General features: G+C 72.4%; 19 protein-coding genes. 13 read left to right on the plus strand and 6 right to left on the minus strand.

Features of this window, described 5'->3' with window-relative positions; genetic code table 11:
- The first annotated feature begins 200 nt into the window (after positions 1–200).
- On the plus strand, positions 201–596 hold the full coding sequence (locus WMF36_RS30140) for a VOC family protein (RefSeq protein ID WP_437574213.1): 396 nt from the start codon (positions 201–203) through the stop codon (positions 594–596).
- 158 nt (positions 597–754) lie between these two features.
- On the opposite strand, the gene WMF36_RS30145 is transcribed toward WMF36_RS30140, so the two are convergent.
- From WMF36_RS30145 to WMF36_RS30165, 5 genes are all read right to left on the minus strand, one after another.
- Positions 755–1459: an NADPH-dependent F420 reductase gene (locus WMF36_RS30145; protein ID WP_437574214.1), complete on the minus strand. Its 705-nt coding sequence runs from the start codon at positions 1457–1459 to the stop codon at positions 755–757.
- A 322-nt stretch (positions 1460–1781) separates the two neighbouring features.
- Positions 1782–2579 (minus strand): alpha/beta fold hydrolase, encoded by a 798-nt coding sequence (locus WMF36_RS30150; RefSeq protein ID WP_437574215.1) that lies wholly within the window; start codon positions 2577–2579, stop codon positions 1782–1784.
- Positions 2580–2939: 360 nt separating this feature from the next.
- Entirely contained in the window at positions 2940–3233 is a 294-nt protein-coding gene (locus WMF36_RS30155) for a hypothetical protein (protein WP_437574216.1), read from the minus strand.
- A 23-nt stretch (positions 3234–3256) separates the two neighbouring features.
- Positions 3257–3619, minus strand: coding sequence for a hypothetical protein (locus WMF36_RS30160; RefSeq protein WP_437574217.1), 363 nt, complete (start codon positions 3617–3619; stop codon positions 3257–3259).
- Positions 3620–3741: 122 nt separating this feature from the next.
- Positions 3742–4350 carry a GyrI-like domain-containing protein gene (locus WMF36_RS30165; RefSeq protein WP_437574218.1) on the minus strand — a complete coding sequence of 203 codons (609 nt, stop codon included), beginning with the start codon at positions 4348–4350 and terminating at the stop codon, positions 3742–3744.
- A 714-nt stretch (positions 4351–5064) separates the two neighbouring features.
- Between WMF36_RS30165 and WMF36_RS30170 the strand changes: the two genes are divergently transcribed.
- From WMF36_RS30170 to WMF36_RS30210, 9 genes are all read left to right on the plus strand, one after another.
- Positions 5065–6678, plus strand: a complete 1614-nt coding sequence (locus tag WMF36_RS30170) for a protein kinase domain-containing protein (protein WP_437574219.1) — start codon at positions 5065–5067, stop codon at positions 6676–6678.
- 10 nt (positions 6679–6688) lie between these two features.
- Positions 6689–7675, plus strand: coding sequence for a tetratricopeptide repeat protein (locus WMF36_RS30175; protein ID WP_437574220.1), 987 nt, complete (start codon positions 6689–6691; stop codon positions 7673–7675).
- 52 nt (positions 7676–7727) lie between these two features.
- Positions 7728–9344, plus strand: coding sequence for a hypothetical protein (locus WMF36_RS30180; protein ID WP_437574221.1), 1617 nt, complete (start codon positions 7728–7730; stop codon positions 9342–9344).
- A gap of 142 nt (positions 9345–9486) precedes the next feature.
- Positions 9487–10239, plus strand: a complete 753-nt coding sequence (locus WMF36_RS30185) for a hypothetical protein (protein ID WP_437574222.1) — start codon at positions 9487–9489, stop codon at positions 10237–10239.
- An 89-nt stretch (positions 10240–10328) separates the two neighbouring features.
- On the plus strand, positions 10329–11975 hold the full coding sequence (locus tag WMF36_RS30190) for a hypothetical protein (RefSeq protein ID WP_437574223.1): 1647 nt from the start codon (positions 10329–10331) through the stop codon (positions 11973–11975).
- A 298-nt stretch (positions 11976–12273) separates the two neighbouring features.
- Positions 12274–13827, plus strand: coding sequence for a hypothetical protein (locus WMF36_RS30195; protein ID WP_437574224.1), 1554 nt, complete (start codon positions 12274–12276; stop codon positions 13825–13827).
- Between the two features lie 262 nt (positions 13828–14089).
- Positions 14090–15487 carry a S41 family peptidase gene (locus WMF36_RS30200; protein ID WP_437574225.1) on the plus strand — a complete coding sequence of 466 codons (1398 nt, stop codon included), beginning with the start codon at positions 14090–14092 and terminating at the stop codon, positions 15485–15487.
- 120 nt (positions 15488–15607) lie between these two features.
- Entirely contained in the window at positions 15608–16375 is a 768-nt protein-coding gene (locus tag WMF36_RS30205) for a hypothetical protein (RefSeq protein WP_437574226.1), read from the plus strand.
- A gap of 46 nt (positions 16376–16421) precedes the next feature.
- Positions 16422–17159, plus strand: a complete 738-nt coding sequence (locus WMF36_RS30210) for a hypothetical protein (protein ID WP_437574227.1) — start codon at positions 16422–16424, stop codon at positions 17157–17159.
- A gap of 120 nt (positions 17160–17279) precedes the next feature.
- Here the strand turns inward: WMF36_RS30210 and WMF36_RS30215 are convergent, their stop codons facing one another.
- A complete protein-coding gene (locus WMF36_RS30215) occupies positions 17280–18917 on the minus strand; it encodes a glucose-6-phosphate isomerase (RefSeq protein ID WP_437574228.1) in 1638 nt (545 codons plus the stop codon).
- A 143-nt stretch (positions 18918–19060) separates the two neighbouring features.
- Here WMF36_RS30215 and WMF36_RS30220 point away from each other — a divergent pair, with 143 nt between their 5' ends.
- The 3 genes from WMF36_RS30220 (at position 19061) to WMF36_RS30230 (ending at position 23402) form a co-directional block, all read left to right on the plus strand.
- Positions 19061–21988, plus strand: a complete 2928-nt coding sequence (locus WMF36_RS30220; RefSeq protein WP_437574229.1) for a 2-oxoglutarate dehydrogenase E1 component — start codon at positions 19061–19063, stop codon at positions 21986–21988.
- Positions 21985–22449, plus strand: coding sequence for a PaaI family thioesterase (locus WMF36_RS30225; protein WP_437574230.1), 465 nt, complete (start codon positions 21985–21987; stop codon positions 22447–22449). Before WMF36_RS30220 ends, WMF36_RS30225 begins: the two co-directional genes overlap by 4 nt.
- A gap of 236 nt (positions 22450–22685) precedes the next feature.
- A complete protein-coding gene (locus tag WMF36_RS30230) occupies positions 22686–23402 on the plus strand; it encodes a hypothetical protein (protein ID WP_437574231.1) in 717 nt (238 codons plus the stop codon).
- Positions 23403–23470 lie beyond the last annotated feature (68 nt).

A 23470-nucleotide genomic window follows, 5' to 3' on the forward strand; every position in this document is an offset into this window, starting at 1 on the left:
CGAGTTCTTCAGGGTGCTGGTGGAGGTGGACGAGGCGGTGACGCGCCGGGTCGCGGCCGAGGGCTGCCCCGTGTGCGACGGGCCGCTCCCGGCGTTTGGCCTGCCCATGGAGCTGCCGGAATAGGGCGCGAAGATTTTTTCGAGCGACCGATGATTTCTCCGCGGGCGGGGGGTCCATGGAGCAAAAGGAAGACCCCCTCATGTCCCACAAGCTCTTCGTCAGCCTGCCCATCAAGAACCTCGATCGCACCATGGCGTTCTTCAAGGCCCTCGGCTTCACGTTCAAGTTCACGGACGAGAACGCCGCCTGCATGCTCATCGGTGAGCACGCCTACGCGATGCTGCTCGTCGAGCCGTTCTTCAAGACGTTCACCAAGAAGGAGATCTGCGACACCGCGACGCACGTGGAGGGGGCCTTCGGGCTCTCGTGCGAGAGCCGCGCCGAGGTGGACGCGATGGTGGCGAAGGCGCTCGCCGGCGGCGGCAAGGAGGCGGGGCCGCCGCAGGACCACGGGTTCATGTACGGGCGGAGCTTCGAGGATCTCGACGGGCACCACTGGGAGGTGCTGTGGATGGATCCAAAGGCCGTGCAGTAAGCCGCACGGAGCTCGACGGAGGAGAAGGGATTCGAACATCTCGTCCCCGGGTCGGTCAATCCTGGCAGCAGCCGTCAAGCGCCTGGTGGGCCGTCTGCCCTGATTAGGGCACCACCTCTCGACACCCTCCGGGTTGAAATTCAATTCTCCCCGGAGGCTCAGCTCGGGCTCTGCGACGCGATGAGCGATCGCAGCCAGTCGTCCGAGGCCTTGCGGTACTCGGGGACGCGGCTCCGCTCGGCCACGGCGAGCGCCTCCTTCAGCCGAGGCGCGTCGAGGTCGTGGAGGTAGCTGGGGGTACCCGGCTGCTGGCGCCACGAGTCCTCGAGGCCGCCCGCGTCGACCGGATCGAAGCCGAGCTCGTCGACGAGGCGCATGACCTTCGCCCGCGCTTCCGGCGGCTCCCCCGCGATCGGGAGGGCGACGCGCCCCGGCGTGCCCTTCGGATTGCGCTTCGCGAGCAGGCTCTCGAAGTAGATGTTGTTGAACGCCTTGACCACCGGCCGCCCGATCTGCTCGGCGACCCACGCGCTCTCGACCTGCCCCGCCTCGATGGCCGGGATGCTGCCGTCGCGGACCGGGTAGTAGTTGTTGGTGTCGATCACGACCACGTCGGCGGGCACGCCGGCGAAGAGATCCTTCGGCAGGTCCACGACCGCGCGCTGGGGGATCGTGACGACCACGATCTCGCCGCCGCGCGCGGCCTCCGCGGCCGTGACGGGGGTGGCCCCGGTCTCGGCGGCGAGCTCGCGGAGCGTTTCCGGCCCGCGCGAGTTCGCGATCACCACCTGGTGACCGAGCTTCCCCAACAGCTTCGCCAGCGACCCGCCGATCAAGCCGGCACCGATGATTCCGATCTTCATTCGTCACTCCTTCGAGCCGAGCCGCCCGCGATCGAGCGCGGAGGCCGGCGGTCCAGGTGCGTCGTCTGACGCAGACGGGCGATCGCTCGCGCCGTTCACGTCGGAGACGGGCTGTACCACGACGGGCCGCCCCCGGCCCGCGCAGCCCGCGCAGGAGGCTGCCCCCAGGACGACCTTGCCCTCGGGGTATGACCTGACCCTCAAGGTAGGACGACCTCATCCACGGACAGCGCGACGTCGCCCCCTTGCTGCGCCAGCAGCGGGCGCGTGCTGCGCGTGCAGCAACACCCGATTCGGCACAGCGGACGAGTGACCGCAGCAGCTAAGCCAGCTGACGCAAGAACGACAGGACCACCTCTCCCAGGCGCTCGGGTTGTTGAAATGGAAGGCCGTGGCCGGCGTCCTGTACCTGCTCGATTCGTACGCGCGGGTTGAGACTCCGCAGCTCCGTTGCCATCTCGAGCGTGACGACGGGGCTGCTGTCACCCATGACGAGCAGGCTCGGGACGTCGATCGCGCTCACCACGTCGCGAACCTCGGGGTTCGGCGGCGTGAGAACGTCGAACGCGCCCATGCGGGTCTTCAGTCTCGCCTCGGCTTGCAGCTCGACGATCTCGGGCGAGCAACGCGGGTGTCGGGCTCGGGCCTGCGCGACGAGGTCAGACTTCTGTAAGCCGAGGGCCTGGCGGTGTTGATCGGCGACGTCGCTGTCGCGCACCTCGCGCTGGCGCTCGGGGCTCAAGAACGTCGGGTCGACAAGGATGAGGCCGCGGATGCCCCCCGCCCCTCGACTCGCCACCACCGCGGCGGTCATGCCGCCCATCGAGTGGCCAAGCAGAACCGGACGAGAGAGCCCCAGGCCGCGGAGGAGGCCCACGACGTCGCTCGCGTGATCGTCGTACCGGTATCCGTGGTGCGGCGCGCTCGAACCGCCGTGCCCTCTGGCGTCGGGCATGACGACGTCGAATTCACCTTCGAGCGCCCGCGCCAGGGGAGTCCAGCAGGCGCCGCTCCCCATCAATCCATGGAGCAGAACGACGGGATACTTGGCGCCTCCAGTTCGGAGGTAGTGGATGTTGATGCCGTTCGTTTCGCAGACTCCACGGATCCAGGTCGTCATGGAACTGTCCCTGCCTGCCGCAGCTTCGCAAGTGTGATGAAGTGGTTCAGGTCCAAGTACGCGGGAATATCGGCATCAATTCTCCCCGCGGTCCGCTCGGCGCGTCAAGTGACTGTTCAAACCTCTCGCCACGCGCTGGAGCCAAGTGCATGCCCTCCGCCACAGCTTCGCGACCCACCTGCTCGAGGCGGGCACCGACATCCGGCCCTCGCGGGGCGCAGCGCCCTGCCGCCGGCGCGCTGCGTCCGGCTTCCTGAATAGCGGGATTCGAGCTCGCCCGCCCCCGCGCAACGCCCCGCGATGAATCAGCCGGCAAGGCCCGACGGATTCATCGCCTTGCTGGGCCGCGTCCGTCCATCGTCAGGAGAGCACGTCGGTGGCAGTCTTCGCCCCGAGGACGTTATCGATCCAGCGGTCGAGGGTCGCGATGTCCGTGCATGCCTGGATGCGCGCGCTCTCGTTCTCGGTGAGCACGATCCCTGCACGCGCAAGCAGCCGCAGCAGCGTGTCCCTCTTGCCCTCGAGCTTGCCCTCACGCCTGCCTTCTCGCATGCCCTTGAGCTCGCCCTCACGGATGCCCTCGAGCTTGCCGCGATCGACGAGCTTCTGCACGAACGGAGGAAACGTCGCCTCGCCTTCGATCTGCCGTTCCATGACCAATACCTCCAGAGCCTGCCTCATGGGCTCCCGCAACCCGTTCCAGATGAGCTGAAAATAGACCATCGCGTGCGCCTGGTCGAGCCGGCCGATGCCGGCGAGCGCCGCCTGGACCACGGTGAGCCCGCTCGGCCCGTTGCCGTGCCGCAGCGCTTCCTGGCGCGCACGACCGCGACGTACGCCGGCCACGAGAACTTCTTGTCCGGGTCCACGTCGCGCTGCACCTCGATGACGATCGCCAGCACGAGCGCGTCGTTCTCGTCTCGAAGCTCGAGCACCAGATCGGCGCGGAACTCCACCGGGAGGAGCTGGTCGAGCGACGACTCGACAACCGCGACCGAGGCGTGCGGCGGCACCTCGACTGCGCCATTCTTGGGAATCACCACAGCCAGGGCAGTGTGCGTGGGCGATGACGACGTCGAGAAGTCCCATAATCCTTCGCTCGGCGAACGCCTGAGTCAAGCCGTGCCGCGAAGCGGCGTAGGCTTGAACGATCGGTTATCTATCACTCCATAGGCTGGCGGACGATGGTCTTCCACTTGGCCGGATCGGCGCGACGTATGTCGCTCAGATACACCTCGTGGTGCTTTCCTGCAAGCGCCGAGCGCGCACCGATATAATCATGGACTCGCTGGATGGTCGGTCCTTCTTCAGTGAAGGGGCCAATGTGAAGTATCTGAGCACATGATCCTTCGGAGAAGCTCTCCAGTCTGAGCGCGTCTACCGCGGGGAGCGCCTTCTTTCGCCTCACCTCCACCATGGCCCCCTGAATCACCGCCTCCTCCACGAAATGAGGCTGCATGATCATCATCGTCCATTTCCACCTTGACCTATCGTCGGAGGTGAAGACGGACATGTCATCCGACCACCAAAGGCCTTCGAGAGGCATCACCGCATAGTCAATTCCTTGCGCCCCCTTCTTCACCATGAACTTCGTCGTGTAGGAAACGGAGAACAGCGCTTCCACTGCCTCGGCATACCCCTGTGATGTGTTGGGGTCGCCCTCGCCGTCGATCATGAGGAACCGAAATGTTGGCACTTCAACCTGAACCACCTCCTTCGCGGATGCGTGGTAGAGATGTTTGAGCTCCCTCTTGAGATCAACTTTCGACACGAATGCACCTGTTGATAGCTAACGGCCACGTGCTCACCAGCGGCCGACCGAGCATCGAGGCCGGACGGCGGGCCCTGGATGGCTCGTTCCATGAGCCGCAAGATACCACGAGGCACCGCGACGGCGCAGCACACGGCCCTCGCGGGGCGCAGCGGCCCCGCCGCCGGGGCGCTTCGCCCGTGCGCATCCAGCCGAAAGCCTCCGTCGTTCGGGGAACCATGGACTCCCCCTGGCGGGTTCAAGGTCGATGGTGGCTTCGTCAGCATGGAATGATGGGTCGGCCATCATTCCATGCTGCAACGGCCATCGTCGAAGCCTGCGGGGTCAACCCCGGAGCATGGCTCGGCCAACCTCCAGCACGGGTTCAGCAACATCGCGAACGGCCAGGCGTTCACCCTCCCACGGACGGGGGGCCGGCTGGCGAGGACTTGCCCGGGCCGAGCCGTACCCCCGACGGCGCCGATGGGATGTACGGCGGCGACGCGTGCTCGGCGGAGACCGTGGCCGGCGGGCCTGCCGTGGGGAACCCGTGCGAGGGCGGGCGCGGGCGTACCTTGACGGTTTCGCGCCCCGCCGCGCCAGACCGGGGTAACATGCGCCCGTCATGCCTCGCGCGCCCGTCAGCCATCCCTGCCGCTCTCGCCGCGCTGGCTTCGCCGGCCTGGCCGGCGCCGCGATGACCCCCGTGGCCACGACCGGGGGTGGTCCTCGCCGATGACCCGAGTCGAACCTGAGGGCTTCCGGCCGGAGGCGCTGGTAGGCCAGGTCCTGCGCGGCAAGTGGCGCCTGGAGCACCTGCTCGGCTTCGGCGGCATGGCCATGGTCTACGCCGGCACGCACCGCAACGGGATGCGCGGCGCGGTGAAGATCCTCCGCCGCGAGCTGTCCGAGGACCAGGAAGCGCGCTCGCGGTTCCTGCGCGAGGGCTACGTCGCCAACCGCGTGGACCACCCGGGCATCGTCCGGGTGCTCGACGACGACGTCACCGACGACGGCTCGGTGTTCCTGGTCATGGAGCTGCTCGAGGGCGAGACGGTCGAGGCGCGCCGCGCGCGCGAGCCGAGCGGCACGCTCGGCGTGAACGAGGTGCTCGGCATCGCCGACGACCTGCTCGACGTGCTCGCCGTCGCGCACGAGCGCGGGATCGTGCACCGCGACCTCAAGCCCGACAACCTGTTCCTCACGCGCCAGGGGCAGCTGAAGGTGCTCGATTTCGGCATCGCGCGGCTGCGCGAGCTCTCGTCCCCGGCGAACAACGCGACCACGCGCGCCGGCACCCTGATGGGGACGCCGCAGTTCATGCCGCCCGAGCAGGCACGGGGGCAGTGGGACAAGGTCGACGCGCGCACCGACCTCTGGGCCGTCGGGAGCACGATGTTCCAGCTCCTCTCGGGGCGGTACGTGCACGAGGCCGAGACGTTCCCGCTGCTCCTGCTCGCCGCCATGACCCAGCCGGCGCCGCCCGTGGGCAGCGTCCTGCCCGCCGTCCCCCCGCCGATCGCCGCCGTCATGGACGTGGCCCTCGCGTTCGATCCCGACCGGCGCTGGCCGAACGCCCACGCGATGCAGCGCGCGCTCCGCCAGGCGCGGGGGGGCGCGGCGTTCGACCCGGCCCCGGGCTCGCACGCGGATGCGGCGCGCATGTCCGCGCACCCGGATCCGGGGCGCGCGCTCATGTTCTCGGATCCCGGGCGCCCGACCGTGCAGGCGCGAGGCCCGGGGAGCGGGCCGCGCGGCACGGAGTTCACCGCGGCGAGCCCGGGGAGCGGCGGCGCGGTCAGCGCCGGCTCGGCGGGCGGCCCGGCCAGCGCCGGCACGGTCTCGCCGGTCGTGGAGCGCTCGGTCGGCACGGAGCGCCCGGCGCCGCGCTCGGCGGTCCTGGGCGCGATCCTGGCCGGTGCCGGCGCGCTGGCCGTGGGTGCCCTTGTCGCGCTCGTGTGGTGGCAGCGGGGGAGCCCGGGCGGGGACGCAGAGCACCCGTCCAGCGGGTCCGCGGTGGAGGCCGAGCCGCGCCCAGGCGAGCGCGCGGGGGCGGAGCCGGAGCCACCCGGCGGCGCGGGCTCGCCGGGTGCGGGCGCGCAGCCCGCTCCGTCCGGCGATGCGGTCCCGGCGATCGCGCCGTCCGCGCCCGTGCCCGCCCCGCCGCCCGCGCCCACGCCGAGCGCGTCCGCGACCGGGGCGCCGTCGAGCGCGACCGCGGCCACCTCGAGGCCCGCCGCGGGGGACAGGGCGCGACCGCCCGCGACCGCTCCGGTGAAGACGCCGCCCGCGCCGACGCCGGCTCCCGCGCCGACGCCGGCAGAGGACCCGTACAACCGGAGACGTTGAGGTCGCACGGATGGGTAGATTGAGCTCGCGTAGACGATTCCCGGCCGAGGTGCTCGCCCTGGGAGGGGCCGCGCTCCTCGCCTGCCCCGACGCCTCGGCGCAGGCGCGTGATCCCGCGGCCGCGGAGGCGCTGTTCGACGCCGGCAGGGCGGCGCTCCAGGCGAAGGACTACGAGACCGCGTGCCCGAAGTTCCGGGAGAGCTACGAGCTCGACCCGGCGCCCGGGGCGCTGCTCAACCTCGGCGACTGCGAGGAGAAGCGCGGCAAGATCGCGACCGCGTGGTCGATCTTCCGGCAGCTCGCCCGTGATCTGCCGGCGAACGACGACCGGCGCCCCATCGCGCAGGCGCGCGCCGCCGCGCTGGAGGGCCGCGTGCCGAGGCTCACCATCCGGCTCGCGCCCGGCGCGCCGGCGGACACCGCCGTGCAGCGCTCGGGGATCCCGGTCGGCGCGGGCTCGCTGGGCGCGCCGTTGCCCGTGGACCCGGGCGAGGTCCAGGTGACGGCGACGGCGCCGGGCCGGAAGCAGAAGACGTTCAAGGCGCAGCTCGCCGAGGGCGCGCAGGCCGAGCTGGTCGTGGCGCCGGAGGAGCCCGCCGCCGGCGGCGGGAGCGCAGGGCCCGCGCCCCCCCCGAAGGAGGGCTCGCAAGGGGCGGGGAGCTCGGCCTGGCGAACGGCCGGCTGGATCGGCGCCGGCGTCGGCGCGGTCGGGATCGGCGTCGGCGCCGCGTTCGGGCTGCGCGCGCTCGGAAAGAAGGGCGACGCGGAGGCCTACTGCAACGAGGCCAACGTCTGCGGGGAACAGGGGATCCGGCTGCAGGAGCAGGGCGCCACCGCAGGGACGATCTCGACGGTCGCGTTCCTCGTCGGGGCGGCGGCGCTGGGCGCCGGCGCGGTGCTCATCTTCACGGCGCCTTCCCCGGCACAGGCGTCCTCGGCCCCCAGGGCGATGGTGGGCGTGGTGCCGGGAGGCGCCGTGGCGAAGGTGATCTTTTGACGGCGGCCGTACGCGCCGCGCCACGGGAGGCGGGAAGATGACGCGCGATCTCATGAGCACTCGACCCCTGTTCTGCGCCGGGCTGCTCGTCGTCGCGGCCACAGGGGGCTGCAACGCGATCATCGGGCTCGAGGTCGGCGAGCTGGACTCCTCGTCCGGCAGCGCGGGCGCGACGTCGGCGAGCGTGTCCGCGGGCGGCACGGGCGGCGGCGGCCATGGCGGGGGTGGCGGCGGCGGGGGTGGCAGCGGCGGCGAGGGTGGCAGCGGCGGCGGGGGTGGCGGCGGCGGGGAGGAGGCGCTCTGCAGCCATGTCCGCGAGGGGGCTGTCCGCGCGCCGTCGAGCGAGTGGGGAAAGCTGTCGGGCCTGTCGGTCGCCGGCATCGCGGCGCTGGACGGCGCGGTGACGGCGATCGTCAAGGAAAGCCGAGGGCTCGCCACCGCGTCCGACAAGATCGGGTTCTCGGTCGCGAGGTGGAACCCGTCCGGGACCCTCGACGGCGCGTACGGGATGCGGACCGGGGACCTGCCCGGCAGCATCTGGCCCGAGCACCTCCTCGTCGTCTCGGACGTCGCCTACGTGACCGGGTCGTCGGATGCGCAGTTCACCTTGCTCACGCCGGATGGCGGGTGCTCCGTCGGCGCGCACGCCAGTACCGGGCATAAACCGAGCTTTCTCGCGGCGCTCGACCAGCTGGGCAAATGCAGCTGGATCTGGAGCGTCGATGCCGAGCTCAACACCTCCCCCGTCGCTCTGGCGGCGACGCCCAAGCGGGTCGTGTTCGCTGTCTCGGTGTCGGGAGCGGCGCGCGCGAGCACCGGCGATTGCATCCTCGGGACCGGCGACGCGCGCGGGTCCACGGAGCTCGTCGGGCTTGACGCGGACGGCATGTGCATCTGGAATCTCGCGTTCGAGACCACCGCGACCGTGCGCGTCGAAGAGCTCGTCGCCGCCCCGGAGACCGGGGAGGTGCTCGTCGTCGGCGACTACGATGCGCCGGAGGGGGCGATCAAGATCCAGGCGAAAGAGCTCCCCGCCACACCGGATCGCGACCTGTTCGTCGCGCGCGTCCGGCTCGAGGACGGCGAGGTGACGGAGGTCCTCCCGCTCAGGGCCCCTGGAAACCAGTCGGCGGCGCGACACGGGGCCGCGCTGCTCCCGGGCGGCGACGTCGTGATTTCCGGGACGTACACCGGGCCGTCCTTCAGCTTCCAGGACGACTGCCCGCTCCTGCCGGAGGCGGGGGAGACGGAGAACACCTTCGTCGCGCGCGTCTCGAAGGGTGGAGTGGTCTGGAGCCGTGGATTCGGCGACGCCGCGGAAGATCAGATGGTCGTCAGCCTCGAAGTGGACAGCGCCGGCTCGATCTACGTGGCGGGGACGCTCGAGGGCGAGATTCCTCTGGGGCCCGGCGAGAGGCTCGCGGCCGAGATGGATCAGCTGTCGAGCTATCTGATCGTGCTGAGTCCGGACGGCAACGTCCTCTCGGCCAACGCGCTCGCGGGGGCCGGCACCGTGGCTGTCTGGTCGGTCGCGCCGGGCGCGACGCTCGGCGATCCGCTCTACATCGCCGGTGAGCTGACGGACACGTTCCCTCTCGTGCCCATCGACGACCATCCCATCCTGGCGCCGGGAGAAGGGTTCATCGCTCGGTTGAAGGGCATGCCGTGACCGCCGCGCGCGGTCTCGAGCGCGCGCCCGACGAACAGCCCACGACATTTCCACACGACACCGCAGAGCCTGCCACGGTGCGGCGCGGCGCATCATCCAGCCGTCGGTTGACGCCGGGGGGATCGGCAGCTTCCATTCGTGCATGCGCTCGCTTCACCGATGTTTCCACCTGGCTCTCCCCACCGCCGCCGCCGCCGCCGCTCTGAGCGCCGCCGCGGGGTGTGATTTCCCCGACGCCACGTTCACCGATGACACGAGCGCCGCGAGCGCTGGCGGAGCTGGCGCGGGCGCCACCACGTCGTCGGCGAGCACCGCCGCCTCGTCCTCGGACGCAGCGGGCTCCGGCGGCGGCGCGGCGACCTCCGGCGCCGGCGGGGACGGCGGCGGCGCGGCGGCCTCCGGCTCCGGCGGCGCGGGCGGCGCGGGCGGCGGCGGCGCGGGCGGCGGCGGCGCGGGCGGCGACGCGGCGACCTCCAGCTCGGCCACCTCCGGCTCCGGCGGCGGCGCGGCGTCCTCCAGCGCGAGCTCCAGCTCGGCCGTCTCCGGCTCCGGCGGGGGCGGCAGCGTCGACTGCGACGCCGACGAAGACGGCTATCGTTCGACCGCGTGCGAGGGCGGCAACGACTGCAACGACGACAACCCCTCGGTCCACCCCGGCCAGCCCAGCGTGTTCTACGACACGCCGATCGCCCTGGGACGCGGCTTCGATTACAACTGCAGCGGCGCGGAGGAGCCGGAGCTCCCGGCGGCCAACTGCAGCGGCCTCGTTTGCGCGGCGAGGACCAACGTGTTCCTGACGAACGTCGCGTGCGGAGGCCGAGGTCCGCTCGGCGCTTGCAACACCCTCTGCCAGAGCACCATCACCTATCCTGACTCCGTCAGGGCTTGCCACTGAGCCCGCGCTGGCGCGATGGCGGCCTCGGGGATGCCACGCAGCGGAGAGCCGATCCGATGAAACGCGAACCTCGTACGATCCGATCCGTCGTGTCCTGCGCCGGCCTGTTCGCCGCCGTGGCGGGCGGCTGCAACGCGCTCATCGGGCTCGAGGTCGGCGAGCTGGATTCATCGCAGGCCGGCGCGGGCGCGGCCCCGGGCGCGACCTCCTCCTCGGAGGTCTCGGGCACGGGCGGCTCGGGCACCGGCGGCATGGGCGCGGGTGGCTCCGGTGCGGGTGGCTCCGGTGCGGGTGGCTCCGGCGCCGGAGAGTCGGGCGGCGGGGGCTCGGGCGCGGGAGGTGCGGGCAGCGGCGGCGGGGGCAGCGGCGGCGGGAGTCCGGTGTGCAGCGACGCCGGGGGCGCCATCATCGAGCCGTCGGCCGAGTGGGGCGAGACCCTCGGCTTCGACGTGGGCGACCTCGCCGCATCGGGCGGCGCGTTGACGGCCGTCGTCACGGATGTCCTCGAGGATTCGGCGTATCAGTTCACGGTCGCGAAGTGGAGCGCCGGCGGGGCGCGCGACAGCCGGTACGGGCTGGCGACGAAGGGCGTGTGGGGCTTGCACCTGGCTGCCGGCAGTGACTTCACCTATGTGACCGGGGAGTCCGAGGGGGCCGTCAACCTGCCCACCGGGAACCTCAGCGCATGCCGCGTCGGCCCTGCTCTGCTCGGCACCGCCTTCACGACGAGCTTCGTGGCAGCGCTCGGTCCAGAGGGCAAGTGCGGGTGGGTGTGGAGCGTCGACGCCGAGCACGGCACCACCGCGCGCGGCCTCGCGGCGACCTCCGAGGCGGTCGTCTTCGCCGTCGATGTGTCGGACGCCGGCAGGAGCTTCGGGCCGTGCGCGCCCGGGGACATCCCGGCCGATTCGGCGCTGCTCGCCGCGCTCTACCCGGCGGACGGTGCGTGCAGGTGGCAGCGCCGCCTCGGACCGCGAGCGGCCGTGACCGTCAAGGCGATCGCCGCCGACACGAGGTCGGGGTCGAGGCTCTTGACCGTCGTGGGCGACTACGACTCGCTCAGCGGAGATGTCTCGTTCGGCGGAGACACCCCCTTCGCCTCGCAGCACCGCGATGTCTTCATCGCACGCTATGTGTCGAGCAACGGCGCCCTGCAGGGCGTGAAGCCGCTGAACCTCGACGGCGATCAGCAGGTGGCGCAGCACGGGGCCGCGCTGCTCCCGGGCGGCGACGTCGTGATCGCCGGCACGTACCGCGGGCGCATCAGCTTCGGCGATCGCTGCCCGGCGCTGCCCGACGCGGGGGAGACGGAGAACTTCTTCATCGCGCGCGTCTCGGACGATGGCGTCATGTGGAGCCGCGGGTTCGGCGACGCGACGGAGAGCCAGATTGCCGCCGGCGTGGCGGTGGACGAGGGTGGCTCGATCTACGTCACGGGCGAGTTCACGGGCGCGATCGCGCTGGGGAGCGCCGGGGTGCTCACGACCTCCCGGAAGCGGGCGGGATTCCTGATGAGGCTGGATGCCCAAGGCAACCTCATCTCGGCGGCCCGGTTCGAGGGAGACGGCTCCGTCGCCCTGCGGGTCGTCGCGGCGAGCGGGACATCCGACGAGCCTCTCTACGTCGCAGGCGCCGTGACGGGGACCCTCGACCTCCCCGGGCTCGACAAACCGCTCGGCAGCGACGGTGATCCGGAATCGCACGGGTTCATCGCGAGGCTGTCGAGCATGCGCTGATCCGCGAGCGCGGCGAGCACAGCTGGAAGCGCCGGCGCCGCGCTCGCGTCCCGTACGGCCTCAGCGGCCATGAGGCGTATGGGGATCCCTGCGGTCGATTTCAAGGGCGGATTTGTTTATCCGCACGCAACATTGTGTTTCCAGAAGACGTCGTGAGCAGCAGAGACGCCCCGTCCGGGACCGCATGATGCTCTGCCGGCCCGGACTCAGGCACACTGCGTGTTCGAGCGGACCGGCCTTTGAGCCTGCGCTCGCCTCATGGCGGCCACGACTGCGCCGTGCAATAGAGGTCGACGCAATGAAGCGCGCTCTCACGATGGTCCGAGCTGTGTTCTGCGCTGGGCTGTTCGCCGCGGGCGCGGGAGGTTGCAACGCCCTCATCGGCCTCGAGGTCGGTGAGGCCGATCCAGGCGAGATCGATGACGGCGCGCCCTCCTCGTCCGCGGGCGGCTCCTCCGCCGTCAGCGCGGGTGCTGGAGGGGGCGGCGGCGCCGACAGCGGAGGGGGGGACCTCGCCTGCAACGACACGAGGCCGGGAGCCATCGCCGCGCCGTCGGGCCTCTGGGGCGACACGATCGGCGTGGACGTGGGGGACATCGCGGCCCTGGATGATGCGGTGACGGCCATCGTCAACGAGACAGCCTCGTTCACCGTGGCGCGGTGGAGCTCCACCGGGGTGCGCCAGAGCGGGTATGGCCTGTCGGCGCCGGGCGTCTGGGGCACGCACCTGGCCATCGGGGCGGGCGTCACGGTCGTCGCCGGGGAGTCGGCGCTGGGCGTCGACCTCGCCGATGCGCGGTGTCACGTCGGCCCGCACGAGGGGGCCACGACCACCCGGCCCAGCTTCGTGGCGGCGCTCGATGCGGCGGGTCGGTGCGCCTGGGCGTGGAGCATCGACTCCGATCACGGCACCGCCGCCCGGGGCCTCGCGGTGACCTCGGACGCGGTCGTCTTCGCCGTCGAGTCAGTGGACAAGGGCAGGAGCTTCGGCCCGTGCAATCTCAAGCGCACCGTGACGGAGGAGTCCGTGCTGGTCGCCGCCTTCGATCCGGCGCGGGGTGCGTGCAAGTGGAGCCGCAACCTCGGGACGCGAGCGGGCGTGACCGTCAGGACGCTCGTCGCCGGCGCGACGTCGGGGGAGGGGTCGGTGGCGGTGGTGGGCGACTACGACACGACGCGCGGCTCCGTCGCGTTCGGCGAAGATACACCCCGCGCGGCGGAGGGCCGCGGGATCTTCGTCGCGCGCTACGCGTCGAGCGACGGCGCTCCGCAGAAGGTCACGATGCTGCGCCTCGAGGGCGATCAGCGCGTCGCGGCACACGGCGCTGCAGGGCTCCCGGACGGCGACGTCGTGATCGCCGGCAGCTATGCCGGAGCCCTCGATTTCGAGGATCCTTGCCCGCGAATGCCCGAGGCGGGCGGCACGGACAACGCCTTCGTGGCGCGCGTCTCGGAGCACGGGACAGTGTGGAGCCGCGGGTTCGGCGACGCGGCGGCGATCCAAACGGCGGCCGGCGTGGCGGTGGACGACGCTGGCGCGATCTACGTCACGGGGCTGTTCACCGGCGAGATCGACCTGGGCGCCGCCGGAAAGCTCGCGGTCCGGCCGGGGAAGCAGGCAGGGTTTCTGATCAGGCTCGACGGCGCGGGCAACGTCGTCTCGGCGTCGACGCTCGAAGGGGACGGCGCCGCCGACCTGCGCGTCGTCGCGGCGGGCGGGGCGCGCGGCGGTCCCGTCTACGTCGCGGGGAACCTGACCGGACCCCTCGAGCTCGGGCTCGACGAGCGGCTCGGCAGCCACGCCGACGCGGAGCCTCACGGGTTCGTCGCGCGGCTCTCCGACGCGCCCTGACGGGCGTCGCGCCGCGCGCCGCCGTGCTGCTCCTGCATCCGCCGGCGGAGCGGCGGCCCGGCTCCTGGCGGCCGGAGATCTTCGCGAGCGCGAGCTCGGTCTCCGGATCCAGAGCCAGGGGCCGCAGGCGCCTGGATCGACCTCGGCGGCGCCTCGCCGTCGCGCCGGAGCCCTGGATCTCGCTCGGATGCCGTGACCTGCTTCACGAGCCCGAGCGGCTCCGGTTGCGCCGGCGAGGCGCGCCGTCGCACCCTCGCGCGCGATGCCCGCCAGCAGCTCGCTCCGCCGGCCGCGCCGCGCCGCGACCGCGGCGCTCTCCTGCGCCTCGCTCGCGTGCGCCGCGCTCTCCCTCTCCTGCGTCCCGGCGCCGGCGCTCTCCCCCGCGAGGGAGCCGGCGCCGCTCCGGAGCCTGCGCATCACCGACGGTGACCTCGACGGCGAGCCGCGGACCGTGTCCGCGGCCGAGGCGCTCCGCGATCTCGACGACGCGCGCTACGCCTTCGAGCACGCCTACGCGGGCCTCGACGGGCGCTCGCCCTCGCCCTCGCCGCTCGCGATCGCCCGGGCCCAGGGCGCGCTCCGCAGCCGCGCGGCGTGGCGCCCCGCCGAGCTCGCGCGGCTCCTCCGCGACGTGTTCGCGGCGCCCGACGGCCACCTCGCGTTCGGCCACGGCGGCCGCGCGCCGCTCCGGCTGGCCGCGACCCCGCCGCCCGCGACCCCGCCGCCCGGCCCCGCGCCGCGCCTCGAGCGCGCAACCGCCGCCGAGACCGCGCCCCTCGCGCCCCCTCCGCGGCGGCGTGATGCCCCTCCGCGGCGGCTCGACTCGCCGCGCCGCCTCGGCCACAGCCCGGCCGTCGAGCTCACGCGGAGCCGCGATGGCGTCCCCGTGCTCGCCATCCGCACGTTCAGCAGCGCCGCCGCCGCGGCGCTCGCGGCGCTCCCTGCGCTCGCGGCCGAGCTGCGGCGAGCGCCCGCCTTCGTCGTGGATCTGCGCGGCAACGCCGGCGGCAACTACCTCTTCGCCGAGCGCTTCGCGCTCGCGCTCACCGACGCGCCGCTCTGCGCGCTCGACGAGCGGGAGGTCCTCTCCGTCGCGGCGGCCGAGGGGCGCGCCAACAGCGTCCGCCGGCGGCTCGCTCGCGGCGACGTCCCGGACGAGGCGCGACCGCGCTTCGTCGATCACCTCGCCGCGCTCGAGCGCCTCGCCGGGACGCTGCGGGCGCGCGCGTTGGACGGCGGTGCCGCGGCGCCGCGCGCCGACCTCACGACCCGCGGCGCGCAGGTCCGCGGGCGGGCGGAGGGGCCGCTCGAGGGGCGCGCCGTCTTCCTGGTCGACCGCGGCTGCGCGTCGGCGTGCGAGATGCTGCTCGCGCTGGTCCGACAGATCCCGGGTGTCCTCGTGGCCGGGCAGAACACCCGCGGCGGCATGAGCGTCGGCGAGATCGCGTTCTTCCGGCTCCCGCGCTCGGGCGTCACCCTCTCGTTCGGCACCCGCGCGTTCCGCGACCCGCTCGGCGACTTCGCCGAGCTGCGCGGGTTCGAGCCCGACGTCCGGCTCGACGGCGCGGACCTCGCCGAGGAGGCGGCTTCGCTCGCGCTGCGCGGGGCGCCCTCGGGCGCACCTCGCCGCGACGCGCGGACATCGTGCGCGCCTCGTTGAGTTCGCGAGCAGTCCGCGTATCCTGGCCTCGCTGCACCGAAGCCACCCGCAGTTCCTTGGAGTCGCCGCGCGAGCGCGACGGGAGCCAGCATGCCGATCGGGCAAACGGAAGGGAGTATCGTGCCGCGTCGCCGCCTCGCCGCGCCGCGCGCCCGCTGCGCGCAGGCCGCCGCGCTGCTCGCCGCGCTGCTCGGGATGGCCGCGCCGGCGGCCGCGCAGGTGCCGGCCGCGCCGCCGGGGCCCGCGCTCGGCAGCACGTCGGCGAGCCCCGCCGTGCAGGGCGCTCCTCCCGCGCCTGCGGGCGCTCCTCCCGCATCCGCGGGCGCTCCTCCCGCATCCGCGGGCGCTCCTCCCGCATCCGCGGGCGCTCCTCCCGCGCCTGCGGGCGGCGCGCTGGTGCCCGTTCCGCAGGGCTACTACTTGCCGCCGCCGTCGCTCCCGCCGTGGGCGAACCCGCGGACCATCCAGTACGAAGAGGGGGACCCGATCCCGCGCGGCTACGCGCTCAGGACCAGGCCGGACCGCACGCTCGTCGGGGCGGGGCTCCTGACGTTCGGCATCCCGTACGCGATCTCGTTCACGGTCGCGGGCATCGCGACCCTCGCGGAAGAGGATTTCGACGAGTTCGGGCCGCTGTTCATCCCGTTCGTCGGCCCGATGATCGGCACGGCGACCATGGACGTCGAGGGCGCGGGACTCTTCTGGCTCACGATGGACAGCGTGCTCCAGGTGAGCGGGCTGCTCCTGTATGCCGCCGGCTTCGCCCACGAGGAGGTCTACCTGGAGCGCCAGTTCTCGGTGAGCCCGCGCGGCAACGAGCACGCTGCGTCCCTGTGGCCTGCGATCTCGATAGGCCCGTCGTCCGCGGAGCTCCGATGGCGATTCTGAGCCGGCGATCCTGCGCCGGGAGCTCTCACCCCGAAGGGAGACGCACGTGATCGCGATCCGCACTGTCCTCTCGATGGCCTCGCTGCTCGGCGTGCTCGCGCTCGCTACGCCGGCCGCCGCGGAGGGCGTCGCACCGTCCGTGCAGGGCGCGCTGCCGCCGCCTGGCTACCCGCCGCCGCCTGGCTACGCGCCTCCAGGCTACCCGCCGCCTGGCTACCCGCCTCCTGGCTACCCGCCTCCAGGCTACCCGCCTCCAGGCTACTCGCCGCCTGGCTACGCGCCTCCTGGCTACCCGCCGCCACCGGGCCACGCCTATGCACCGCTCGTCATCCTCGGCATGCCGCGGACGCTGCCCTTCAAGGAACGCGAGCCGCCGCCGGAGGGCTACCGCCTCGAGACGCAGATGAGCCGCCGGCTGGTGGTCGCGGGGTCCATCGTCCTCGGCACCGCGTGGGCGCTCGCCGCGCTGACGGCCGGGAGCATCCTCGCCGAGGGAGAGAGCGAGGCCGGCAGCTACGCGCCGCTGTTCGTGCCCGTGGGCGGCCCGTTCATCACGCTCGCCACGGGCGAGGACATCGACTTCTCCAGCGACGACGGCCAGGTCGCCGGCACCCTCGTGCTCCTCGGCGGGCTCACCCAGGTGACGGGCTTCGCGCTGCTCGTCGCGGGCCTCGTCTCCAACCAGCAGGTCTGGGTGCGCAGCGACATCCCGCGCAAGGTGTCGCTCCACACCCCCGAGCTCCTCGTCGGCCCGACCGGCGGGACCCTGCGCGTCCAGTTCTGAGGCGCGAGCGCCAGGAGCGCGTCTCGGCTCCCGGCGCCTCCTGCGTCCTTCACGCCTCGCCGGGGCCCATCCGTCGGCCGCCCCGAGCAAGGCAGCACGCCCCCCGGGGCGGACGCCCCCTCACCGCGCCAGCCGGTACGTCGCGTCGAACGGCGAGCCCCCCTGCGGCACCTCCCGGACGACGCCGCGGTCCGGGTTCGCCGCGAGGTGGCGCAGGATCCAGAAGACCGTCTCGACGTCGTCGGTGCCCGCCGCGCGCGCGATCTCCTCGAGCGGCAGCGCGCGCCCCGCGCCGGTGGCCAGCGCCGCGAGCACCTTGGCCTGCAGATCCAGCACCACCTGCGCGGCCTTCTTCCCGGCCTCGACGCCAGGCTGGTGGTACGCGTTGATGCCCACGAGCGACGCATACAGCCCGACCGCGCGCTCGTAGAGCGCGATCAGCATGCCGACGGCGCGCGCGTCGACCGTCTCGATCGTGATCGAGATCGACTCGCGCCCGCTCTCGCTGAGCGCCTTGCGCGTCCCCTGGAGGAAGCCGGAGAGGTAGTCGCCCGTCGTGACGCCGGGGTCGACCTCGATCGCGCCGCGCGAGGGCGCGCGATCGCGGAGCACCTCGATGAACGTGACGAAGAAATTGTCGAGCCCGTCACGCAGCTGCTGCACGTACGCGTGCTGATCGGTCGAGCCCTTGTTGCCGTAGACGGCGATCCCCTGGCAGACCTCCTTGCCCTGGCGATCGAGCCGCTTGCCGAGCGACTCCATCACGAGCTGCTGGAGATAGCGGGAGAAGAGCTCGAGCCTGTCCTTGTACGGGAGCAGCACCATGTCCTTCCGGCCCACGCCGCCCGTCGCCGAGTACCAGGCGAGCGCGAGCAGCGCCGCCGGGTTCCGGAGCACCTCCTTCGAGCGCGTGACCTCATCCATCTCGCGCGCCCCCTGCAGCATCTCCACGATCGACAGCCCCTGCAGCGCCGCCGGCAGCAGGCCGACCGCCGAGAGCTCGCTCGTCCGCCCGCCGACCCAGTCCCACATCGGGAAGCGGGCCAGAAAGCCGTGCTTCGTCGCGAACCTGTCGAGCTCGCTCCCCTCCCCCGTCACCGCGACCGCGTGCGCGCCGAGCGAGAGACCGAGCCGCCGGTACGCCGCCTCGAGCTCGAGCATCCCGTTGCGCGTCTCCTTCGTCCCGCCCGATTTCGAGACGATCACCGCGAGCGTCGCGCCGAGGTCGTCCCCGATCGCGTCCAGCGTGCGATCGATCCCGTCAGGATCCGTGTTGTCGAAGAAGTACGGCTGCATCCGGTCGGCCGGCGTCCCCAGCGCCGACGCGACGAACTGCGGCCCGAGCGCCGAGCCGCCGATCCCGACGACGAGCACCTTGCGGAAGCGGGCCGCCCGCTCCGGCCGCACGCGCGCCGCGTGCACGTCCGCCGCGAAGCTCAGGATCCGCGCGTTCGTCGCCTCGATCGCGGCGCGCAGCGCGGCCTCGGGCGCGAGCTCCGGCGCGCGCAGCCAGTAATGGCCAACCCGGCGGTCCTCGTCGGGGTTCGCGATGCTCCCGCCCTCGAGCGCCGCCATTTCGGCGAGCGCCGCCTGGATGCGCGGTTCCATCGTGGCGAGAAAATCTTTCTCGAAGTGAATCCGGCTCACGTCCAGCCAGAGACCGAGGCCGGGGTCGTGGAAGAGGTGGTCCCGGAAGCGATCGAAGGGGAGGACGGCGGGCGCCGGTCCTCGACCCGGGGTTGCGCGGTCTTGATCCATGGGCCCCTTCTACCGCTTCTCCCTACCGTTTCTCCAGGCGCTCGGACCCCTTGCCCGGGCGATGATCCGCCCCATGCGCCGGAGCCATCGGAAAACGACTCTAGCGTGCCGCCCCGACCCGCGTTATTTGCACGACGAACACGATGCAGCTTGATTTCGGAATCAATGCAGGGCTCGTCGAGGAGCTCTATGCTCAGTACCTCGAGAACCCCGAGTCGGTAGACCCTGGCTGGCGCTCGTTCTTCGAGAGCAAGAACGGCGGGGCGGCGCCCATCAGGCTGCCCGCTCCCGCCGCGCTGCCATCCATCCAGCCTCACGTGCTGCGGCCGTCGGCGGCGCCCGGGAACGGGCACGGCAAGACGAACGGCGAGGCCGCGAAGACGCTGGAGGCCGCGTTCGCGCAGACGCTCAGCGAGCACCCGACCTCGCTCGAGACGTCGCGCGATCTGAAGGTGCTCGCGGAGGCCGCGCTCAAGGCGCGCGTGTACGCCCTCGTGAACGCCTACCGCGTGCGCGGCCACCTCTTCGCGCACGTCGACCCGCTCGGCCTGCCGCCCGCCACGCCGCCCGAGCTCGACCTCACGAACTTCGGGCTCCGCGTCGAGGACCTCGACCTCGCCTTCCCGACGACCGACCTCGCCGGCGTGCCGCCCGTCCTCACGCTGCGCGAGATCATCCGCCGGCTCGAGGAGACGTACTGTCGCTCGATCGGCGTCGAGTTCACGTTCATCGAGGAGCCCGAGGCGCGCCAGTGGCTCCAGCAGCAGATGGAGTCGACGCGCAACCGCCTGACGCTCGACCGCCAGAAGCAGCTCCGGATCCTGACGAAGCTCTCCGACGCCGAGATCTTCGAGCAGTTCATCCACAAGTCCTACGAGGCGGGGACGAAGCGCTTCTCGCTGGAGGGCGCCGAGAGCCTCATCCCGCTGCTCGACCTCATCATCGAGCGCGCGGGATCGCACGAGGTCGACGAGATCGTGGTCGGCATGGCGCACCGCGGCCGGCTCAACGTCCTCGCGAACATCATGGACAAGAGCCTGCGCGAGATCTTCGCGGCCTTCGAGGACAAGGAGGCGGAGCGCCACCTCGGCAGCGGCGACGTCAAGTACCACCTCGGCTACTCGACCGACCGGGCGCTCGAGAACGGGCGCAACGTCCACCTCACGCTCACGTTCAACCCGAGCCACCTCGAGTTCGTGAACCCCGTCGTGCAGGGGCGCGTCCGCGCGAAGCAGGACCGGCGGCTCGCCGACGGCGCCCCCGACGCGCGCCGCCGCGTGATGCCGCTGCTCATCCACGGCGACGCGGCGTTCATCGGCCAGGGCGTCGTCGCCGAGACGCTCAACATGATGAACCTCCCCGGCTACACGACCGCCGGCACGGTCCACGTCATCGTGAACAACCAGGTCGGCTTCACGACCGATCCGATGGAGGGGCGCTCGACCCGCTACGCGTCCGACATCACCCGGATGCTCAAGGTCCCGGTGTTCCACGTGAACGGCGAGGACCCGGAGGCGGTCGCCCACGTCGCGCAGCTCGCGATCGACTACCGCACGCGCTTCGGCTCGGACGTGGTCATCGACATGTACTGCTACCGGCGGTACGGCCACAACGAGGGCGACGAGCCGCGCTACACGCAGCCGCGGATGTACGCCGCGATCGACAAGAAGCCGACCGTGCGGCAGGTCTACGTCCGGCGCCTCATGGAGCTCGGGCAGGTCACCGAGGAGAAGGCCGAGGAGATCGTCGTGCGGCGCCGCGAGGCGCTCGCCGCCGCGCTCGACGAGGTGAAGCAGAAGGGCTTCGCGCCGGTGCTCTACTCGATGGGCGGCGTGTGGTCGCACTACCGCGGCGGCGCCGATCACGCGACGCCGGACGTGCCGACGAACGTGCCGGCCGAGAAGCTCATCGCGCTGTCGGAGCGGCTCCTCGAGCTGCCCCAGGGCTTCAAGGCGCACCCGAAGGTGCTGCCGACGCTCAAGCTGCGGCACGAGCGGCTCGTCGCCGGCGAGCCGTTCGACTGGGGCACGGGCGAGATGCTCGCCTACGCGACGCTGCTCGCCGAGAAGACGCCGGTGCGGCTCTCCGGGCAGGACGTGCAGCGCGGCACCTTCAGCCACCGGCACGCGGTGCTGCGCGACGTGGAGACGAGCACGCGCTACGCGCCGCTGTCGCACGTGGCCGAGGCGCCGGGCCGCTTCGAGGCGTTCAACAGCCCGCTCAGCGAGGCGGGGGTGCTCGGCTTCGACTTCGGTTTCAGCCTCGACTACCCGGACGGGCTCGTCATCTGGGAGGCGCAGTTCGGCGACTTCCTCAACGGCGCGCAGGTCATCGTCGATCAGTTCCTCACGTCGAGCGAGGACAAGTGGCACCGCCTGAGCGGCATCGTGCTCTACCTGCCGCACGGCTACGAGGGCCAGGGGCCGGAGCACTCGAGCGCGCGCATCGAGCGCTGCCTGCAGAACAGCGCCGAGGACAACATCCAGGTGTGCAACCTGACGACGCCGGCGCAGCTGTTCCACGTGCTGCGGCGGCAGGTGCACCGGCCGTGGCGCAAGCCGCTCATCATCGCGACGCCGAAGAGCCTGCTGCGCGTCCCGGCGACGTCGAAGGGCCCGCACCGGCCGGTGTCGACGATCAAGGACCTCGCCGAGGGCAAGTTCCACCGCGTGCTGCCCGACACGAGCGGGGTCGATCCCGCCGACGTGAAGCGGGTCCTGCTCTGCTCGGGCAAGGTGTACTACGACCTCGCGCTCGCGCGGGAGACGCGCGGGCTCAAGGACGTGGCGATCCTGCGGCTGGAGCAGCTGTTCCCGCTCAACGAGGAGATCGTGAACGCGCTCGCGCCCTACAAGGACGGCACGCCGCTCGTGTGGGTGCAGGAGGAGCCGCGCAACTACGGGGCCTGGTACTACATCCTCGCGGTGCTCCGGCAGCGCATCGGCGACCGGCTGCCGCTCTCGTGCGTGGGCCGATCGCCGAGCGCGAGCCCGGCGACCGGCTCGCGCGCGAGCCACCTCCTCGAGCAGAAGATGCTGATGGACGAGGCGTTCGTCGGGGGCAGGAGTTGAGCGAAGCGGCGAGCCTGCAGGACAGGTATGCGCCGCAGAGCCGCTGCTTCGGGTGCGGGCCTGCGAACGACAGGGGGCTCCGGCTGAAGAGCCGCGTCGAGGGCGACGCGGTGGTCTGCGACTTCACGCCGGAGCCGCACCACGAGGCGTTCCCCGGGATGCTCAACGGCGGCATCATCGGGGCGCTGCTCGACTGTCACTCGAACTGGACCGCGGCCCACCACCTCATGCAGGCGCGGGGGGCCGACGCGCCGCCGTGCACGGTGACGGCGGACTTCCACGTGAAGCTGAAGAAGCCGACGCCGCTCGGTCCGCTGCGCCTGCGAGCGCAGGTGGCGGAGGCGGAGGGCGACCGCGTCGTGGTCGAGGCGACCCTGGAGGCAGGGGGCCGGGTCACGGCGACGTGCCGCGGGACGTTCGTGGCCGTCAAGGAAGGGCACCCGGCCTACCACCGCTGGTAGGCCCGCGGGCCGCGCGGCGGCGTCGTGCGGTGAGCGGCGGGGCGGCCTCTCGCGCCGCCGCGCCGCCCGTCCGCGACCGAGAAGGCGGTGCGCGCCGCCCCGTGGCACACGCGATGCTCGCGCCCCCGGCGAGCGGCGTCCCCGGGCGGGTCGCGCGGCGTGGGTCGCGCAGCGTGGAGCGCGGATCGCGGATCGGCTCCGCCGCCTCGTGGCGCCGCGAACGAGGAGGATCCGCAATGAAGGCAAACACGGGGTTCGTGGTCGTCGCGGGCGCGCTCGGCGTGCTCTGCGCGCGCGCCGCCTCGGCGCAGGATTTCGGGGGCGAGATCCCGCCGAGCTACCTGAGCTCGCCGCTCAGGGCGCCGAGCAACGCGCTCGAGCTCGGGGTCGGCGCCGGATACACGCAGGGGTTCGGCCACATCGCGAGCGAGCGGCGCCTTCGCGACGTGTCGGGCCCCGGCGCCGGCGTGGCCGTGAAGCTCGGCTACCGCGCGACGCCGAAGCTCGGCCTCGGCCTGACGTCGAGCTACGAGCAGTACATGGCCATGGGCCCGGACCGGCGCGAGACCGACGTCCGCGGCCTCACGGCGGGCGTGGAGGCGAGGTTTCACCTCGCGCCGTTCGAGCGCATCGACCCGGTGATCTCGCTGGGCAGCGGCTACCGGGCCCTCTGGTCCGCGGCGCCGGGCCGGCAGCGCGACACGCTCACCCACGGCGTCGAGCTCGCGCGCCTCGGCGCGGTGATCGACGTCCGCATGTCGGACAGCGTCGCGCTCGGCCCATCCATCGGCGGCGGGCTCGACATGTTCCTCCTGGAGCGCGCCGGGGGCGCGAGCGCCGCCCGCGAGGTCCGGGGCAGCCGCGTGAACAGCTTCGTGTTCGCGGGGCTCGAGGGGCGCTTCGATATCGGCGGCCAGCGCGTGCGCGAGATCGTCGAGATCGCGCGGCGCTGAGCGCCCGGGGCCGGCTCGCGCCGGCGGCGTACGTCCTGAATCGACTCCTCCCACCTGCGACAGGCCAT

Origin of the sequence: Sorangium sp. So ce887 (assembly GCF_051521455.1) — a bacterium.
Lineage (GTDB): Bacteria > Myxococcota_A > Polyangia > Polyangiales > Polyangiaceae > Sorangium.

What these genes read in the sequence shown, in the direction of transcription:
- WMF36_RS30140 (WP_437574213.1), top strand. Translation starts at nt 201, where the DNA reads ATGTCCCACAAGCTCTTCGTCAGCCTGCCCATCAAGAACCTCGATCGC.
- WMF36_RS30145 (WP_437574214.1), bottom strand. Translation starts at nt 1,459, where the DNA reads ATGAAGATCGGAATCATCGGTGCCGGCTTGATCGGCGGGTCGCTGGCG.
- WMF36_RS30150 (WP_437574215.1), bottom strand. Translation starts at nt 2,579, where the DNA reads ATGACGACCTGGATCCGTGGAGTCTGCGAAACGAACGGCATCAACATC.
- WMF36_RS30155 (WP_437574216.1), bottom strand. Translation starts at nt 3,233, where the DNA reads ATGGAACGGCAGATCGAAGGCGAGGCGACGTTTCCTCCGTTCGTGCAG.
- WMF36_RS30170 (WP_437574219.1), top strand. Translation starts at nt 5,065, where the DNA reads ATGACCCGAGTCGAACCTGAGGGCTTCCGGCCGGAGGCGCTGGTAGGC.
- WMF36_RS30175 (WP_437574220.1), top strand. Translation starts at nt 6,689, where the DNA reads ATGGGTAGATTGAGCTCGCGTAGACGATTCCCGGCCGAGGTGCTCGCC.
- WMF36_RS30180 (WP_437574221.1), top strand. Translation starts at nt 7,728, where the DNA reads ATGAGCACTCGACCCCTGTTCTGCGCCGGGCTGCTCGTCGTCGCGGCC.
- WMF36_RS30185 (WP_437574222.1), top strand. Translation starts at nt 9,487, where the DNA reads ATGCGCTCGCTTCACCGATGTTTCCACCTGGCTCTCCCCACCGCCGCC.
- WMF36_RS30195 (WP_437574224.1), top strand. Translation starts at nt 12,274, where the DNA reads ATGAAGCGCGCTCTCACGATGGTCCGAGCTGTGTTCTGCGCTGGGCTG.
- WMF36_RS30200 (WP_437574225.1), top strand. Translation starts at nt 14,090, where the DNA reads ATGCCCGCCAGCAGCTCGCTCCGCCGGCCGCGCCGCGCCGCGACCGCG.
- WMF36_RS30215 (WP_437574228.1), bottom strand. Translation starts at nt 18,917, where the DNA reads ATGGATCAAGACCGCGCAACCCCGGGTCGAGGACCGGCGCCCGCCGTC.
- WMF36_RS30220 (WP_437574229.1), top strand. Translation starts at nt 19,061, where the DNA reads ATGCAGCTTGATTTCGGAATCAATGCAGGGCTCGTCGAGGAGCTCTAT.
- WMF36_RS30230 (WP_437574231.1), top strand. Translation starts at nt 22,686, where the DNA reads ATGAAGGCAAACACGGGGTTCGTGGTCGTCGCGGGCGCGCTCGGCGTG.